This is a genomic window from Massilia suwonensis (assembly GCF_042655665.1).
Classification (GTDB): Bacteria; Pseudomonadota; Gammaproteobacteria; order Burkholderiales; family Burkholderiaceae_D; genus Telluria; species Telluria suwonensis.
On the sequence record NZ_JBHSMR010000013.1, the window covers coordinates 34,691 to 49,219 of the forward strand.

Consider the following 14,529-nt stretch of genomic DNA (forward strand, 5'->3'; position numbering starts at 1 on the left):
ACGCAACGGTTGAGCAGTGTTGGCCGCAATCGAAAAGCGGTGGGCACGGGGCGCCCACCCTACAATTTATTTCAGCGCATCCTTCGGCGCCGGGCGCGGACCCGACTTCGACCAGAACTTCCACCACGGCGCCTCGCCACCCGCATTCGCGTTCAGGAAACGGCTGTTTGGATAGTTCAGCGTGAACACGCGCTGGGCGTCGTCGCGCAGCGGCAGCATGCCGAGCTTGTCGTAGCTGCGCATCATGATGAACAGCGCCTCTTCGCGCGCCGGGGCGTCGGCGTAGTCGGTGACGGCGCCTTGCGCACGGTTGAGGGCGGCGAGGTAGGCGCCGCGGCGGTAGTAGTAGTTCGCCACGTGCACTTCATAGGCCGCCATCGCATTGATCAGGTAGTTCAGGCGGGCGATCGCGTCCGGCGTGTATTTGCTGTTCGGGAACTTGTCGACCAGGGTCTTGAAGGCGGCGAAGGCTTCGCGCGTCGCTTTCGGGTCGCGCTCGGTCGGGTCCTGCGAATAGATCGTGCTCAGGAAGCCGATCTGGTCGTTGAAGTTGACCAGGCCGCGCAGGTAGTACATGTAGTCTACTTGCGGATGATTCGGGTGCAGCTTGATGAAGCGCTCGACCGCGGCCAGGGCTTCGGCCTGGTCCTGGGCCTTGTAGTGGGCGTAGGCGATTTCCATCTGCGCCTGGGTGGCGTAGGTGCCGAACGGATAGTTTGCTTCGAGGCGCTGGAACAACTTGATCGCGGCCTCGTAATGGGCGCCTGCCATCTCTTCGCGTGCCTCAGCGTATAATTTCTCCGCTGACCACTTTGCGGTCTCATCGGTTTTCTCGGGCAAGAGCCCGCAGCCCGACAGACCCAAGAGGGCACTCATTGCAGCAACCACCAACAGTTTTTTTTGCATAGCTTTTTGCAGAAAAGTTTTACCGAGATTCAACGAACGGCTGATTATAGCCGATGGGACTGACGTGATATTAACTCCTGCGCCGAATTCGGCGGATTTGCCCCTGGACCCCGATTTCGACGATGAAATCGATGCCGACGAAATTGCATTCGCTGCCCCAACTGGCATCGACCTCTCCCCGATCACCCTGCATCTGGACGAGTCCGCCTGCGGCCAGCGCCTCGACAAGGTCGTCGCCGGCCTGGTGCCGCAATTCTCGCGCAGCCGCCTGCAACTCTGGTTCGAAGGCGGCCACATCCAGGTCGACGGCAAGAGCGCGCGCGGCAAGGACACGGCCTATGGCGACGAAACCATCGTCGTGCAGCCGCAGCCGGCGCCGGAAGACACCGCTTTCGCGCCCGAAGAAATCGAACTGAACATCGTCTACGAGGACGAGCACATCCTCGTGATCAACAAGCCGGCCGGCCTGGTCGTGCACCCGGGCGCCGGCAACTGGTCGGGCACGCTGCTCAACGGCCTGCTGCACCACGCGCCGCAGCTCGGTTCTGTGCCGCGCGCCGGCATCGTGCACCGCCTCGACAAGGACACCAGCGGCCTGATGGTGGTCGGCAAGACCCTGGCCGCGCAAACGGATCTTGTGCGCCAGCTGCAGGCGCGCACCGTGAAGCGCGAATACTTTGCCCTGGTCTGGGGTACGCCGCAATTGTCGGGCACGATCGACGCTTCGATGGGACGCCATCCGAAGGAGCGCACCAAGATGGCGGTCTCGACCAGCATGGGCGCGAAACCCGCGATCACCCATTACACGCGCATCGCCGAAGGCATGCTCGACCGCCGTCCGGTCAGCCTCGTGCAGTGCCGCCTCGAGACCGGGCGCACCCACCAGATCCGCGTCCACATGCTGTCGATCGGCTTCGGCCTGGTCGGCGACTCGGTCTATGGCAAGACCCACCTGAGCCCGGTATTCCACCGCCAGGCCCTGCAGGCGCGCCGCCTGGGCCTGGTGCACCCGGCCACCGGCGAGCAGTGCGAATGGGTCGTGCCGCTGGCGGCCGATTTCGCCGAGCTGATCGCCAAGGCCGGCATCCCCGAGCCGGACGCGGTCTGATGGACAGCGCCGACCTCGTCATTCCCGAGTGGCTGGATGCGCCGCCGAACATCGGCGCGCTGGCGACCACCCGCGTCGGCGGCGTCTCGCAAGGGCCCTACGACGACGGGCGCGGCGGCGGCGGTTTCAATCTCGGCCTGCACTGCGGCGACGACCCGGTCGCGGTGAACGCGAACCGCGCGCGCCTGCAAGCTCTGCTGCCGGGCCGTCCGGCCTGGATCGCGCAGGTGCACGGCGCCGCCGTGGTCGACGCCGCGACCGTCGGTCCCGACCAGCCGGTGCGCACGGGCGACGCCAGCATCGCGAGCGCGCCCGGCCTGGTGTGCGCCATCCTCACCGCCGACTGCCTGCCGGTGCTGTTCGCCGACCGCGCGGGCAGGGTGGTGGGCGCCGCCCATGCGGGCTGGCGCGGGCTGGCCGGCGGCGTGCTGGGGCAGACCGTGGCCGCCATGCGGGCGCAGGGCGCGGACGAGATCACGGCCTGGATGGGCCCGGCCATCGGGCCGCTGGCTTTCGAGGTGGGACAGGATGTGTATGACGCCTTCGCCGCGGCGCTGCCGGGCATCGACGTCGGCTTCGCCTTCCAGCGCCGTCCCGAGCTGGGCGGCAAATACCTGGCCGACATGTTCGCGCTGGCGCGGCGCATGCTGGCGCGCGACGGCGTCACCAGCGTGTCCGGCGGCATGCATTGCACGGCGACGGAAATCGACCGGTTTTACTCGTATCGCCGCGATGGCGTGACCGGACGGCAGGCAAGTTTGATCTGGATCAAGTAGCGCCATCCGGATTCATCAATACTGCTTAGTCGCCACCGCCACCGCCACCGTCGCCCCCGCAAGCGTCGCCTCCGCCGCTGTCGCTCCCGTTGTCGCAACTGGCCGCCACGCCGGTGCCCTCAGCCATGTGTGTGTTTTCCGCCACGCTCCAGTGCGGTAGCATGAATGGCAGCCCGTCGCCCGGGCCGCCTTCGGTCCGCGCCGCGGCGGCGGCACGTTTTGCCCTGCGCCGCTTGCCGCCGGTGAGGTAAAAAAGTATAGACAGGGGTATCATGCAGTACACGAGAAAAGTCATCATCCCGGCGACGAACGAGGTTTCCGTCGCGGCCATCAGGATGACGACGTAACTCCAGCCGATTGCAACGATCCACATATTTTTCTCCACGATTCTCGCCAGTCATTAACCCGATTCTAACGGACGCCGACATGAATATGCCCGACCCACAAGCTTTCGCCACCACCTGGATGAACCAGTTCACCGATCCCTCGGCCTGGCAGGGATGGATGAAGATGCCGGCGGCGGGCGGTGGGCTCAGCGCGGCGGCCAATCCGCTGGCCGGCGTGTTCAAGGACTTCGGCGTCAGTATCGCCCCGGCGCGTCTCGACGCCTTGCGCCAGGATTATCTGCAGAAAGCGGGAAGCCTGTGGCAGGACTTCATGTCGGGTAAAACGCCACAATTGCACGACAAACGCTTCTCCGGCTCCGAATGGACGGCCACGCCTTTCGCCGCCATCACCGCCGCCTCCTACCTGCTCAACAGCGAATTCATGCTGGCGCTCGCCGACGCGGTCGAGGCCGGTCCGCGCGAGCGCCAGAAGATCCGCTTCACGGTGCAGCAGATGGTCGACGCCATGTCGCCCGCCAACTTCCTGGCGACGAACCCGGAAGCCCAGGCCAAGCTCATCGAGAGCAAGGGCGAGAGCCTCACCAAGGGCTTGCAGAACATGCTGGAAGACTTGCGCAAGGGCCGCATCTCCCAGACCGACGAGTCGGCCTTCGAGGTCGGCGTCAACGTCGGCACCGCGAGCGGCCAGGTCGTCTACGAGAACGAGCTGTTCCAGCTGATCCAGTACACGCCAAGCACCCCGACCGTGCGTGCGCGGCCGCTGCTGATGATCCCGCCCTGCATCAACAAGTTCTACATCCTCGACCTGCAGCCGGAAAACTCGCTGGTGCGCTACGTGGTCGAGCAGGGCAATACCGTCTTCATGGTTTCGTGGCGCAATCCGGACAAGACCATGTCCAACCTCACCTGGGACGATTACGTCGAGCGCGGCGCCATCGAGGCGATCAGGATCACCCGTGACATCAGCGGCCAGGACAAGGTGCACGTGTTCGGCTTCTGCGTCGGCGGCACGATCGCCGCCAGCGCCCTGGCCGTGCTGGCCGCGCGTAACGAGCAGCCGGCCGCCAGCCTCTCGCTGCTGACCACGCTGCTCGATTTTTCGGACACCGGCGTGCTGGAAGTCTTCATCGACGAGACCCAGGTGGGGCTGCGCGAGGCGGCGCTCGCCAAGGGCGGCATCATGCCGGGCCGCGACCTGGCGACCACCTTCTCGGCCCTGCGCCCGAACGACCTGGTCTGGAACTACGTCCAGCAGAACTACCTGAAGGGCAAGGTGCCGCCGGCCTTCGACCTGCTGTACTGGAATGCCGACAGCACGAACCTGCCCGGCCCGATGTTCTGCTGGTACCTGCGCAACACCTATCTCGAGAACAAGCTGAAAGTGCCGGGCCAGCTGACGGTCTGCGGCGTGCCGGTCGACCTCGGCGCGATCGATGCGCCGGTATTCGTCTACGGCTCGAAGGAAGACCACATCGTTCCCTGGCCGGCCGCGTTCGCCTCGATGAATTTGCTGAACCCGAAGAAGCCGAAGGCGAACCGCTTCGTGCTGGGCGCCTCGGGCCACATCGCCGGCGTGATCAATCCCGCCTCGAAGGGCAAGCGCAGCTACTGGGTCAACGACAAGGCGCCGCGCAAGGGCCCGCGTGCGCCGGACGAATGGTTTGCCGGCGCGAGCGAGAACAAGGGCAGCTGGTGGCCGGAGTGGGCCAGGTTCCTGCAAGAGAACGGCGGCGAAGAAGTGCCGGCGCCGGCCGGCTTCGGCAACGCGCAGCACCAGCCGATCGAACCGGCGCCCGGTCGTTTTGTTAAAGCAAGAGCAGATTGAGGAAAGCCGATGTTGTACTTGCCATGAAATAAATTCAGTGGCAAAAGCGATAATTGCTGCACCTGCGCATCGAACGTGGTATTTTTAGCCGGTTCGTCCTGTCCGGCAACTTTTGGAGGACGGACCACGGCTCGCCGATGCGGCAATTTGAACAATCTTCGCAGCGCCGCCCACAAGGCGGGCGCAACATTGGAACTTGAGATGAGTAGTGCAAAAAACAGTACTGAACGCCTGATCAAGAAATACCCGAACCGTCGTTTGTACGACACCCAGACCAGCTCCTACATTACCCTGACGGACGTGAAACAGCTGGTCCTCGATGCCGACGAGTTCACGGTGGTCGACGCCAAGACCAGTGAGGACCTGACCCGCAGCATCCTGCTGCAGATCATCCTGGAAGAGGAAGCGAACGGTGCGCCGATGTTCTCGAGCGCCGTGCTGGCCCAGATCATCCGCTACTACGGCCATGCGATGCAGGGCATGATGGGTTCTTACCTGGAAAAGAACGTCCAGGCCTTTACCGACATCCAGAACAAGTTCACCAGCAACGCCGCCGGCGCCCTCGAAGGCAAGCCTTTCAGCCCGGAGATGTGGACCCAGTTCATGAACGTCCAGGGCCCGATGATGCAGGGCATGATGAACAACTACATCGACCAGAGCAAGAACCTGTTCATGCAGATGCAGGAGCAGATGCAGAACCAGAGCAAGGTGCTGTTCAGTGCCTTCCCGTTCCCGCCGACGACGCCGACGGACAAGAAGTAAGCGTTTCGATACGGGCGTGTATGCGTCCGTCGACCGCGTGGGCGGGGGACCCGCCCACCTTACGGGTATGTTCGTAGGGGTAGGCGAGGTCAATGACCTCGCCTACGGTTTCATCGGGCGCCCTGTGCCCACCTGACGCACGCCAATGGTGGGCACGGAGCGCCCACCCTACATCAAAACGCTTCCCAGCTGGCTGCTGGCGCCTTTGTTGCCGTCAGCTGCCGCTGCGCCGACACGGCATACCCCAGCTTCTGCTGCTCATTCCCCAACTGGAACACACTGACCAGCCGCGCCAGTTGCGCCGCCTGCTGCTGCATCGCCTGCGCCGCCGCGGCCGCTTCCTCGACCAGGGCCGCGTTCTGCTGCGTCACGCCATCCATCTCGATCAGGGCCACGTTCACCTGCTCGATGCCGCGCGTCTGTTCCTGGCTGGCCACGGTGATGCCACCCATCAGCTCGGCAACCCGGCGGATGCTGCCGACGATTTCCTGCATGGTGCTGCCGGCTTCATCGACCAGCTTGCTGCCGGTTTCGACCTTGTCCACCGAGTCCGCGATCAGGGCCTTGATTTCCTTGGCGGCGGCGGCCGAGCGCTGGGCCAGGTTGCGCACTTCCGAGGCCACGACCGCGAAGCCGCGGCCCTGCTCGCCGGCGCGTGCCGCTTCCACGGCCGCGTTCAGCGCCAGGATGTTGGTCTGGAAGGCGATGCCGTCGATGACGCCGATGATGTCCACGATCTTCTTCGAGGAATCGTTGATCGCGCCCATGGTGCCGACCACCTCGAGCACGACGTTGCCGCCGCGCTCGGCGACGGTGGAGGCCGCGCGCGCCAGGGTGTTCGCCTGGGCCGCGTTGTCGGCATTGTGCTTCACGGTCGAGGTCAGTTCTTCCATCGACGAGGCCGTCTCTTCGAGCGTGCCGGCCTGGGCTTCGGTGCGGCTGGAGAGGTCGGCGCTGCCGCCGGCCACTTCGCTCGAGGCCTGGGCGATGCTGTCGGTGGCGACGCGCACCTGGCCGACCAGGTCGGCCAGCTTGTCGCGCATGGTGCGCAGGGCGAACAGCAGGCTGGCGCTGTCGCCCGCGCGCAGGTCGATCGGCACGCCCAGGTCGCCCTGGGCAATGCGGTCGGCAATGGTGGTCGCATACAGCGGCTCGCCGCCGAGCTGGCGCAGCAGGCCGCGGGTGATGGTCCAGGCGAGCAGGGCGCCGATCGCCAGCGCGGCCAGGGTCAGGAGCGCGGTCTGCAGGCGCGCGGCCGCGTGAGCGGCGCCCGCTTCCTCGGCCGCTTCGCTCACCAGGCCTTCCTCGTGCGCAACCATGGCATCCATCGCCTCGATGGTCTTGGCCTGCAGCGGCTGCAGTTCCTGCAGCAGCACGCGGTTCGAACCCTCGCGGTCGCCGGCCTTGACCAGGTTGGTCATCTTGGTGACGACGTCCACGGCGGCGGCGCGGCTGGCCGTGATCTTGTCGAGCGCCGCTTTCTCGGCCGGCGTGTTCGCCAGCGCTTCCAGCTTTTTGAAGGTATCGGCATACACCGCGCGGTTGGCGGCCAGGCGCTTGTTTTCCGCCTCGATCTCGGCGGCGTCGCTCATCAGGGCGATGTTGCGGCCGTTCAGGATCGCGTTCATGACCGACTGGCGGATGTCCATGATCAGGCCGAGCTTGACGTTGTCGTGGCTGACGATGCGGTCCAGCTTGCTCTGGATGGTGGCCATCTTTGCCAGGCTGAGAACGGCGAGCACGACCATGATAGCCAGGATGACGGAAAAGGCGAGGGCGAGGCGCCGTCCGACGCCGAGCTTGTTGATGTTCATAGGAAGAATCAGAAAGGAGGAAATCGGTAATTTCGAAAGTATATCCACACGGAAATATCTAGTGGTTTCCAGAAAACGACACTCCGGCTATACCTGTGGAAACCCACAGTCCCGAATCGGCCCGTGCTTTTCTCTCCGCCCCGCGTTCAGGTACAATCGCAGATTGCCCGTTTACCTTGTCGCCTCCTGCCCATGCTCGAACTCCGCCGCAATCCCGCTCCCGCCGCCAATCCAGAGAATGCCGCTGCCGCGCCGGCCGTCGCCCCGAAGGTCGGCTTCGTCTCGCTCGGCTGCCCGAAGGCGCTGGTCGACTCGGAGCAGATCCTGACCCAGCTGCGCGCGGAAGGCTATCAGACCGCCAAGTCGTATGCCGGCGCCGACCTCGTGATCGTCAACACCTGCGGCTTCATCGACGCCGCGGTGCAGGAGTCGCTCGACGCCATCGGCGAAGCCCTGGCCGAAAACGGTAAAGTGATCGTCACCGGCTGCCTGGGCGCGAAGAAGGACGCCTCGGGCGAGGACATCATCACCAAGGTGCACCCGAAGGTGCTGGCCGTGACCGGTCCGCACGCGATGACCGAAGTGATGGAGTCGGTGCACCTGCACCTGCCCAAGCCCCACGACCCCTTCGTCGACCTGGTCCCGGACCACGGCGTGAAGCTCACGCCCAAGCACTACGCCTACCTGAAGATTTCCGAAGGCTGCAACCACCGCTGCAGCTTCTGCATCATTCCGTCGATGCGCGGCGACCTGGTCTCGCGTCCGATCCACGAAGTGCTGGTCGAAGCCGAGAATCTATTCAAGGCCGGCGTGAAGGAACTGCTCGTCATTTCGCAGGACACCAGCGCCTACGGCGTCGACGTCAAATTCCGCACCGGCTTCTGGAACGGCCGCCCGATCAAGACCCACATGACCCAGCTCACCGAAGCCCTGGGCCAGCTGGCGCGCCAGTACGACGCCTGGGTGCGCATGCACTACGTCTACCCGTATCCGCACGTCGACCAGGTGATCCCGCTGATGGGCGACGGCCACGTGCTGCCTTACCTCGACATCCCGATGCAGCACGCGCATCCGGACGTCCTCAAGCGCATGAAGCGCCCGGCCAGCGGCGAGAAGAACCTCGACCGCATCCTGGCCTGGCGCAAGATGAACCCGGACCTGACGATCCGCTCGACCTTCATCGCCGGCTTCCCGGGCGAGACCGAGGCCGAGTTCGAGTACCTGCTGGACTTCCTGCGCGAAGCACAGATCGACCGCCTCGGCTGCTTCGCCTATTCGCCGGTCGAAGGCGCGACCGCCAACGAGCTGGCCAACCCGGTGCCGGAAGAAGTGCGCGAAGAGCGCCGCGCGCGCGTCATGCTGCTGCAGGAAGAGATCTCGGCCAAGCGCCTGCAGGCCAAGGTCGGCAAGACCCTGCGCGTGCTGGTCGACGAAGTCGGCCCGCGCGAAGCGATCGGCCGCTCGGCTGCCGATGCGCCGGAAATCGACGGCGTCGTCCACATTAAGCGTCCGCTGGGCCAGGGCAAGGGCAAGCTGGTGGTTGGCCAGTTCGCCGACGTCGTGATCACCAAAGCCGACGCCCACGACCTCTGGGCCACCCCGGTTTAATTCCCAACTAAAAACGCGCGAACATGACGAAGAAGTCCCTCCAGACCACGCTGATTCACACGAACTACACGGCGCCTGGGGGCTTCGACGCCTTCCCGCCCGCCATCCACCACGCCTCGACGGTCCTGTTCGAGAACGTCGCCGCCATGCGCTCGGGCGAGTGGAAAGAAAAGAACGCCTATACCTACGGCCTGCACGGCACGCCGACCACGTTTACGCTGGAAGCGCGCCTGGCCGAAATCGAGGGCGCCGCGCACTGCCTGCTGGCGCCCTCGGGCCTGGCGGCGATCGCCATGGTCGACTTCGCGCTGCTGAAAAGCGGCGACGACGTCCTGCTCCCCGATAACGTCTACAACCCGAACCGCGAACTGGGCCGCTGGCTGAGCGCCGACTTCGGCGTCACCGCGCGCTACTACGACCCGCTGATCGGCGCCGGCATCGCCGACCTCATTCAACCGAATACGAAGCTCATCTGGACCGAGGCGCCGGGTTCGGTGTCGATGGAAGTGCCCGACCTGCCGGCCATCTGCGCCGCGGCGCATGCGCGCGGCGTGCTGGTCGCGCTGGACAACACCTGGTCCGCCGGCCTGGCCCTGCGCGGTTTCGACCTCGGCGTCGACATCATCATGCAGGCGCTGACCAAGTATCAGTCGGGCGGCTCGGACGTGCTGATGGGCGCCGTCATGACGGTTGAGCGCGCCGTGCACGACAAGCTGGCCATGGCCCACATGCGCCTCGGCCTGGGCGTGAGCGCGGACGATGCCTACCTGGTGATGCGCGGGCTGCCGACCATGAAGCTGCGCTTCGAGGCGCATGATGCGGCGGCGCGGCGCGTCGCCGCGTGGCTGAAGGCGCGTCCGGAAGTCGTCAGCGTGCTGCACCCGGCGTTTGCGGATTGTCCGGGGCACGAGACGTGGAAGCGCGATTTCTCGGGCGCCGGCGGGCTGTTCTCGGTGATCTTCGACGAGCGTTATACGGAAGAGCAGACCGACCGCTTCGTCGATTCGCTCGAACTGTTCGGTCTCGGCTACAGCTGGGGCGGGGCGAACAGCCTGGTGATGCCGTACCGGATGGCGGCGATCCGGCGCAACTGGGCGGGCAAGGGGACGCTGGTGCGGTTCAATATCGGGCTGGAAGACACGGACGATTTGATTGCGGATATCGAACAGGCGTTGGGCAAACTCTGATCGCGCCAAAATCCGCGGGCATGCCCGCCCTACGGTGCACCGCCGATATCGATTGAAACGATGTTAGCGGCTGTGTAACGTAGGGCGGGCATGCCCGCGCGTTTCGTACCGCGCCGGATCCACCAACGCGAACTGGACGCACAAACAAAAACGCCGCGAATCCTCGCGGCGTTTTTGCTTTCAATTCCAAACTTACTGCTTCAACACCCGGCGCAGCGTCGTCGACAAATCCTCCGCCGAGAACTTCGCCACATACGCATCCGCACCGACATTCTTGACGTGTTCCTCGTTCGTCGTCCCCGACAGCGAGGAGTGGATCACCACCGGCAAATTCGCCAGGCGCGCGCTCTTCTTGATGTTGCGGGTCAGCGTGAACCCGTCCATCTCCGGCATCTCGAGGTCGGTCAGCACCAGCGCGACGCGGTCGTAGACGCTCCTGCCCTCGGTCTCGGCCGCGCTGGCGATCGTGTTCAGCTGGTCCCAGGCTTCCTTGCCGCTCTTGGTCATGGTGAAGGGCAGGCCCATCGCGTCCAGGCCCTGCTCGATCAGGGCGCGCGCGACGACGGAATCGTCGGCCGCCAGGATCACCGAACCCGGCTTGATCTGGATCTTCGCGCCCACGGTCTGCGAGCTGATTTCAGGCGCGGACTCCGGGTTCATGTTGCGCAGGATGGTCTCGACGTCGAGCACCTGGGCCAGGCGGCCCGGCTCGCCATTCTCGCCTTCAAGGCGCGCGATGCTGGTGACCATGCCGCTGCCGGCGCTCTTCTCGGCCGACATCACCTGGCTCCAGTCCAGGCGCACGATCTCTTCCACGCTCTCGACTGCGAAGGCCTGGGTGGTGCGGGCGAACTCGGTGACCAGCATGATGTTCAGGCCGGTCTTCGGCTTGACGCCGGCAATCGCCGGCAGGTCGAGCACCTGGATGATCTGGCCGCGCAGGTTGACCACGCCCAGCACGTGCGCCGGCGAGCCGGCCACGGCCGTGATCTGCGGCATCGCGACGATCTCGCGGATCTTGAATACGTTAATACCGAAGAGCTCGCTACGCTCGCCGTTGTCATCGCCGCCGAGACGGAACAGCAGCAACTCGAATTTGTTGGTGCCCGTCAGATTGCTGCGCTCGTCGACTTCCTGCTGAACCGATTTCATATGTCGTCCTGAATAGTTGTGCTACCACTGTGGTGCCATCAGGAAAGTATTCTAGCTGCGAAATTACCGAATTGCGCAAAACCGGCATCAAATGGGCATGGCTTTGTTGCTGTTCAGATCCAAAAAACCACGGATTAGACGATAAGCCTTCCATAACCACGCGACGCACCAGATCAGCCAGGCCACTGGGATGCCGATCAGGGTGGCGAACAGGACGCCGCCGACGACCATCCACAGCACGTAGAACCAGAACGAGCGGATCATCCAGGTATGGTGGCTGTAGACGATGGTGCCGTTGGTCTCCGGACGCTTCAGGTAGTTGACGATCAGCGGCAGGAAGGACAGCATCCCGAGCGAGAAGAAGAAGGTGCAGGCATGGACGAGATAAAGGATGCGCGCCATCTGCTTGGCGTCTTCGGTTCCGCTGTCGAGTACGAGTTGTTGCGACATGAATGGCTCCTAAAGGGACAACTTGTGGACGACCCGGGGACGGCCCCGCTTGCATGCATTGTAGCAGTCGTTTATGGCATTTTCGCTAAGCTTGCAGTTTCGACTGCACCCAGGCCACGATGTTGCCGGCATCCATGGCCCCGGGCTGGCGCGCGATTTCGCGTCCGCCACGGAACAGGGCCAGGGTCGGGATGCTGCGGATGCCGAACTGGCTCGAGAGATCCTGCGCGCGCTCGGTATCGACCTTCAGCAGGCGCACGCGCGGCTCCAGCCGGCTGGCCGCCTGGGCATAGGCGGGCGCCATCATCTTGCACGGCCCGCACCATTCGGCCCAGAAGTCGACCAGCACCGGGATGTCGTTGCGCGCCACGTGCTTGTTGAACTGGGCGGATGTAACGTCGAGCGGCCGGCCGGAAAACAGGGTGGCGGCGCACTTGCCGCAGACGGGATTGTCGGCCAGGCGCGCCTGGGCCAGGCGGTTGACGGCCTCGCAGTCGGGGCAGACGATGTGGATGGAATCGGTCACGAAGCACTCCTTCAAGTATGCGTTGGCATCATTGTAAGTCGGGTGCGCGGCGGCCGTCGCCCTGTGTCCGCTTTCACGCCGGCTCAAGCATGCGACCTGGCAATCCGGGGCGGCGTAGAATCGCCGTAACATAATTGCAAGATGCGCGATGAGCAATCAAATTAATTCTGCACCGCTGATCGGCTGCGCCGGCTGGAACATCCCGAAGGAAGCCGCCGCCGCCTTCCCACCGAGCGGCAGCCACCTCGAACGCTACGCCGCCGTCTTCCCGGTGGTGGAAATCAATTCGTCCTTCTACAAGCCGCACCAGCCCAAGACCTATGCGCGCTGGGCCGAGAGCGTCCCAAGCGGTTTCCGCTTTGCGGTCAAGGTGCCGCGCGCGATCACCCACGATGCGCAGATGCGCGACATCGACGGGTTGCTCGCGCGTTTCGCCGGCGAAGTGAAGGAGCTGAAGGACAAGCTGGGCTGCCTGCTGGTGCAGACGCCGCCGAAACTGGGCTTCCATGACGAGACCGTGCGCGACTTTTTCATGAAGCTGCAGGACCGCTTCGGCGGCTGCATGGTCGCCTGCGAAGGACGCCATCCGAGCTGGTTCAGCGACATCGCCACCGAGGTGCTGCGCGAACGGAAAGTCACGCGCGTGATCGCCGACCCGGCCGCCGGCCAGCCCGGGCCGCACGTGCCGACCACCGAGGACATCTACGTGCGCCTGCACGGCGCGCCGCGCATCTATTATTCGGCCTACTCGCAGGAGTACCTGGAGGCCCTGGTGCGCGACCTCGAGGTACACCGCGCGGCCGGGCGCCGGGTCTGGTGCATCTTCGACAATACCGCGGCCGGCGAAGCCGTGCCGAACGCGCTCGACGTGCTGCGCGCGACGGGCGGCGGTCCGCAGCTGTGATGCCATCATGGTCGAGGCCACGTTCCGGTTTTTCGGCGAACTGAACGACTTCCTGCCGCGCGACCGGCGAGAGAGGGCGTTCGCCGCGCCCTGCGCGCGGGCCGCCACCGCCAAGCACATGATCGAGGCGCTGGGCGTGCCGCATACCGAGGTCGGGACCCTGATCGTGAATGGCGCGGCGGCCGGTTTCGGTCGCTTGCTGGCAGAGGACGACGCGCTGGAACTGCATCCGCAGCGCGCGTCCGCGGCGCCCGGGATCCGCTTCATCGCCGACGCCCACCTCGGCGGCCTGGCGCGCCTGCTGCGCATGGCAGGCTTCGACACCCTCTACGAGAACGATTACCGCGACGAGGACATCGTCGCCATCGCCGCGCGCGAAGGCCGCACGGTCCTCACGCGCGACCGCGAACTGTTGAAGCGGCGCGAGGTCGAACAGGGCTGTTACCTGCACACGATCCGGCCGGAGGCGCAATTGCGCGAACTCTTCGATCGCCTTGGACTGGCCGCGCTGGCCCGGCCTTTCACCCTCTGCCTGCACTGCAACCTGCCGCTGCGCGCGGTGCCCAAGGCCGAGGTGCTCGATCGCCTGCCGGAATCGGTACGCGCAACGCACGAGGAATTCACGACCTGCGACCACTGCGGCGGCGTGTTCTGGAAAGGTTCGCACCACAAGCGCATGCTGGCGATGCTGGCGGGCGTGTTTCCGCTAGAATCCTCAGCTCCTCCTTCGCGTCCCGAACGCCCGTGACCGCTGCCTTGCCACCGCTGCCGTTTCCGATCCGCACCGAGTGCCCGCCCGGCGCCTGCGTCTGCGAACGCGAGCGCCTGCTGGCCGAGCCGGGGGCCGACATCCGGCCGCTGGCGATCGACCGCAGGCAGGAGCAGAAGCTGATCGAACGCATCGAGCGCATCGACAGCTACGAGGAGCTGAAGCACGTGCAGGAAGTCATCCGCAGGAACATCGGCGCCGAGCTGCGCATCGAAGCCGGTCCGAACGAGGTGCGTACGATGCGCGGCATCATCATCGTGCTCGAGGAAAAGCCGGGCCTGTGCAAGAAGGTACGCCAGTCGGTGCCGGCGGCGGTGCGCAAGCGCCTGCAGGAAAAGCCCGAGATTGCCTGGGCGATCCTCGATGCGGGCGACCTGTTCGGGGCGGCCTAGCGC

General features: G+C 65.0%; 15 protein-coding genes. 9 read left to right on the top strand and 6 right to left on the bottom strand.

The window, feature by feature from the left end; translation table 11 throughout:
• Positions 1 to 66 precede the first annotated feature (66 nt).
• Entirely contained in the window at positions 67 to 906 is an 840-nt protein-coding gene (locus ACFPQ5_RS08080) for an outer membrane protein assembly factor BamD (protein ID WP_379753302.1), read from the bottom strand.
• A 64-nt stretch (positions 907 to 970) separates the two neighbouring features.
• Between ACFPQ5_RS08080 and ACFPQ5_RS08085 the strand changes: the two genes are divergently transcribed.
• Together ACFPQ5_RS08085 and pgeF are read left to right on the top strand one after the other, a co-directional pair.
• Complete coding sequence (locus ACFPQ5_RS08085; RefSeq protein WP_379753305.1) at positions 971 to 2,014, top strand: RluA family pseudouridine synthase; 1,044 nt, start codon at positions 971 to 973, stop codon at positions 2,012 to 2,014.
• A complete protein-coding gene (gene pgeF / locus ACFPQ5_RS08090; protein ID WP_379753308.1) occupies positions 2,014 to 2,790 on the top strand; it encodes a peptidoglycan editing factor PgeF in 777 nt (258 codons plus the stop codon). Before ACFPQ5_RS08085 ends, pgeF begins: the two co-directional genes overlap by 1 nt.
• Before the next feature lie 25 nt (positions 2,791 to 2,815).
• Here pgeF and ACFPQ5_RS08095 read toward each other — a convergent pair whose 3' ends face one another.
• Positions 2,816 to 3,163 (bottom strand): hypothetical protein, encoded by a 348-nt coding sequence (locus ACFPQ5_RS08095; RefSeq protein WP_379753311.1) that lies wholly within the window; start codon positions 3,161 to 3,163, stop codon positions 2,816 to 2,818.
• Positions 3,164 to 3,216: 53 nt separating this feature from the next.
• Between ACFPQ5_RS08095 and phaC the strand changes: the two genes are divergently transcribed.
• On the top strand, positions 3,217 to 4,962 hold the full coding sequence (phaC, locus tag ACFPQ5_RS08100) for a class I poly(R)-hydroxyalkanoic acid synthase (RefSeq protein ID WP_379753315.1): 1,746 nt from the start codon (positions 3,217 to 3,219) through the stop codon (positions 4,960 to 4,962).
• 201 nt (positions 4,963 to 5,163) lie between these two features.
• Positions 5,164 to 5,724, top strand: coding sequence for a polyhydroxyalkanoate synthesis repressor PhaR (gene phaR / locus ACFPQ5_RS08105; RefSeq protein ID WP_379753318.1), 561 nt, complete (start codon positions 5,164 to 5,166; stop codon positions 5,722 to 5,724).
• Between the two features lie 173 nt (positions 5,725 to 5,897).
• Here phaR and ACFPQ5_RS08110 read toward each other — a convergent pair whose 3' ends face one another.
• Positions 5,898 to 7,538 carry a methyl-accepting chemotaxis protein gene (locus ACFPQ5_RS08110; RefSeq protein ID WP_379753321.1) on the bottom strand — a complete coding sequence of 547 codons (1,641 nt, stop codon included), beginning with the start codon at positions 7,536 to 7,538 and terminating at the stop codon, positions 5,898 to 5,900.
• Between the two features lie 192 nt (positions 7,539 to 7,730).
• Here ACFPQ5_RS08110 and rimO point away from each other — a divergent pair, with 192 nt between their 5' ends.
• Together rimO and ACFPQ5_RS08120 are read left to right on the top strand one after the other, a co-directional pair.
• Positions 7,731 to 9,146, top strand: coding sequence for a 30S ribosomal protein S12 methylthiotransferase RimO (rimO, locus tag ACFPQ5_RS08115; RefSeq protein ID WP_379753324.1), 1,416 nt, complete (start codon positions 7,731 to 7,733; stop codon positions 9,144 to 9,146).
• A 23-nt stretch (positions 9,147 to 9,169) separates the two neighbouring features.
• The gene (locus ACFPQ5_RS08120; protein WP_379753327.1) at positions 9,170 to 10,333 is read left to right on the top strand and encodes a cystathionine beta-lyase; all 1,164 of its coding nucleotides are present in this window, start codon (positions 9,170 to 9,172) and stop codon (positions 10,331 to 10,333) included.
• A 192-nt stretch (positions 10,334 to 10,525) separates the two neighbouring features.
• On the opposite strand, the gene ACFPQ5_RS08125 is transcribed toward ACFPQ5_RS08120, so the two are convergent.
• The 3 genes from ACFPQ5_RS08125 to trxC all read right to left on the bottom strand — a co-directional run bounded on the left by ACFPQ5_RS08125 (position 10,526) and on the right by trxC (position 12,461).
• Positions 10,526 to 11,485: a chemotaxis protein gene (locus tag ACFPQ5_RS08125; protein ID WP_379753331.1), complete on the bottom strand. Its 960-nt coding sequence runs from the start codon at positions 11,483 to 11,485 to the stop codon at positions 10,526 to 10,528.
• A gap of 87 nt (positions 11,486 to 11,572) precedes the next feature.
• Positions 11,573 to 11,935, bottom strand: coding sequence for a DUF4870 family protein (locus ACFPQ5_RS08130; protein WP_379753334.1), 363 nt, complete (start codon positions 11,933 to 11,935; stop codon positions 11,573 to 11,575).
• An 85-nt stretch (positions 11,936 to 12,020) separates the two neighbouring features.
• Positions 12,021 to 12,461 carry a thioredoxin TrxC gene (gene trxC / locus ACFPQ5_RS08135; RefSeq protein ID WP_379753337.1) on the bottom strand — a complete coding sequence of 147 codons (441 nt, stop codon included), beginning with the start codon at positions 12,459 to 12,461 and terminating at the stop codon, positions 12,021 to 12,023.
• 148 nt (positions 12,462 to 12,609) lie between these two features.
• On the opposite strand from trxC, the gene ACFPQ5_RS08140 reads away from it, so the two are divergent.
• The 3 genes from ACFPQ5_RS08140 to ACFPQ5_RS08150 are packed head-to-tail and all read left to right on the top strand — an operon-like array spanning position 12,610 to position 14,526.
• Positions 12,610 to 13,365 carry a DUF72 domain-containing protein gene (locus tag ACFPQ5_RS08140; protein ID WP_379753340.1) on the top strand — a complete coding sequence of 252 codons (756 nt, stop codon included), beginning with the start codon at positions 12,610 to 12,612 and terminating at the stop codon, positions 13,363 to 13,365.
• Between the two features lie 7 nt (positions 13,366 to 13,372).
• On the top strand, positions 13,373 to 14,113 hold the full coding sequence (locus ACFPQ5_RS08145) for a Mut7-C RNAse domain-containing protein (protein ID WP_379753343.1): 741 nt from the start codon (positions 13,373 to 13,375) through the stop codon (positions 14,111 to 14,113).
• Positions 14,110 to 14,526: a hypothetical protein gene (locus ACFPQ5_RS08150; RefSeq protein WP_379753346.1), complete on the top strand. Its 417-nt coding sequence runs from the start codon at positions 14,110 to 14,112 to the stop codon at positions 14,524 to 14,526. The genes ACFPQ5_RS08145 and ACFPQ5_RS08150 overlap by 4 nt, the downstream gene beginning before the upstream one ends.
• The last annotated feature ends 3 nt before the right edge of the window (positions 14,527 to 14,529 follow it).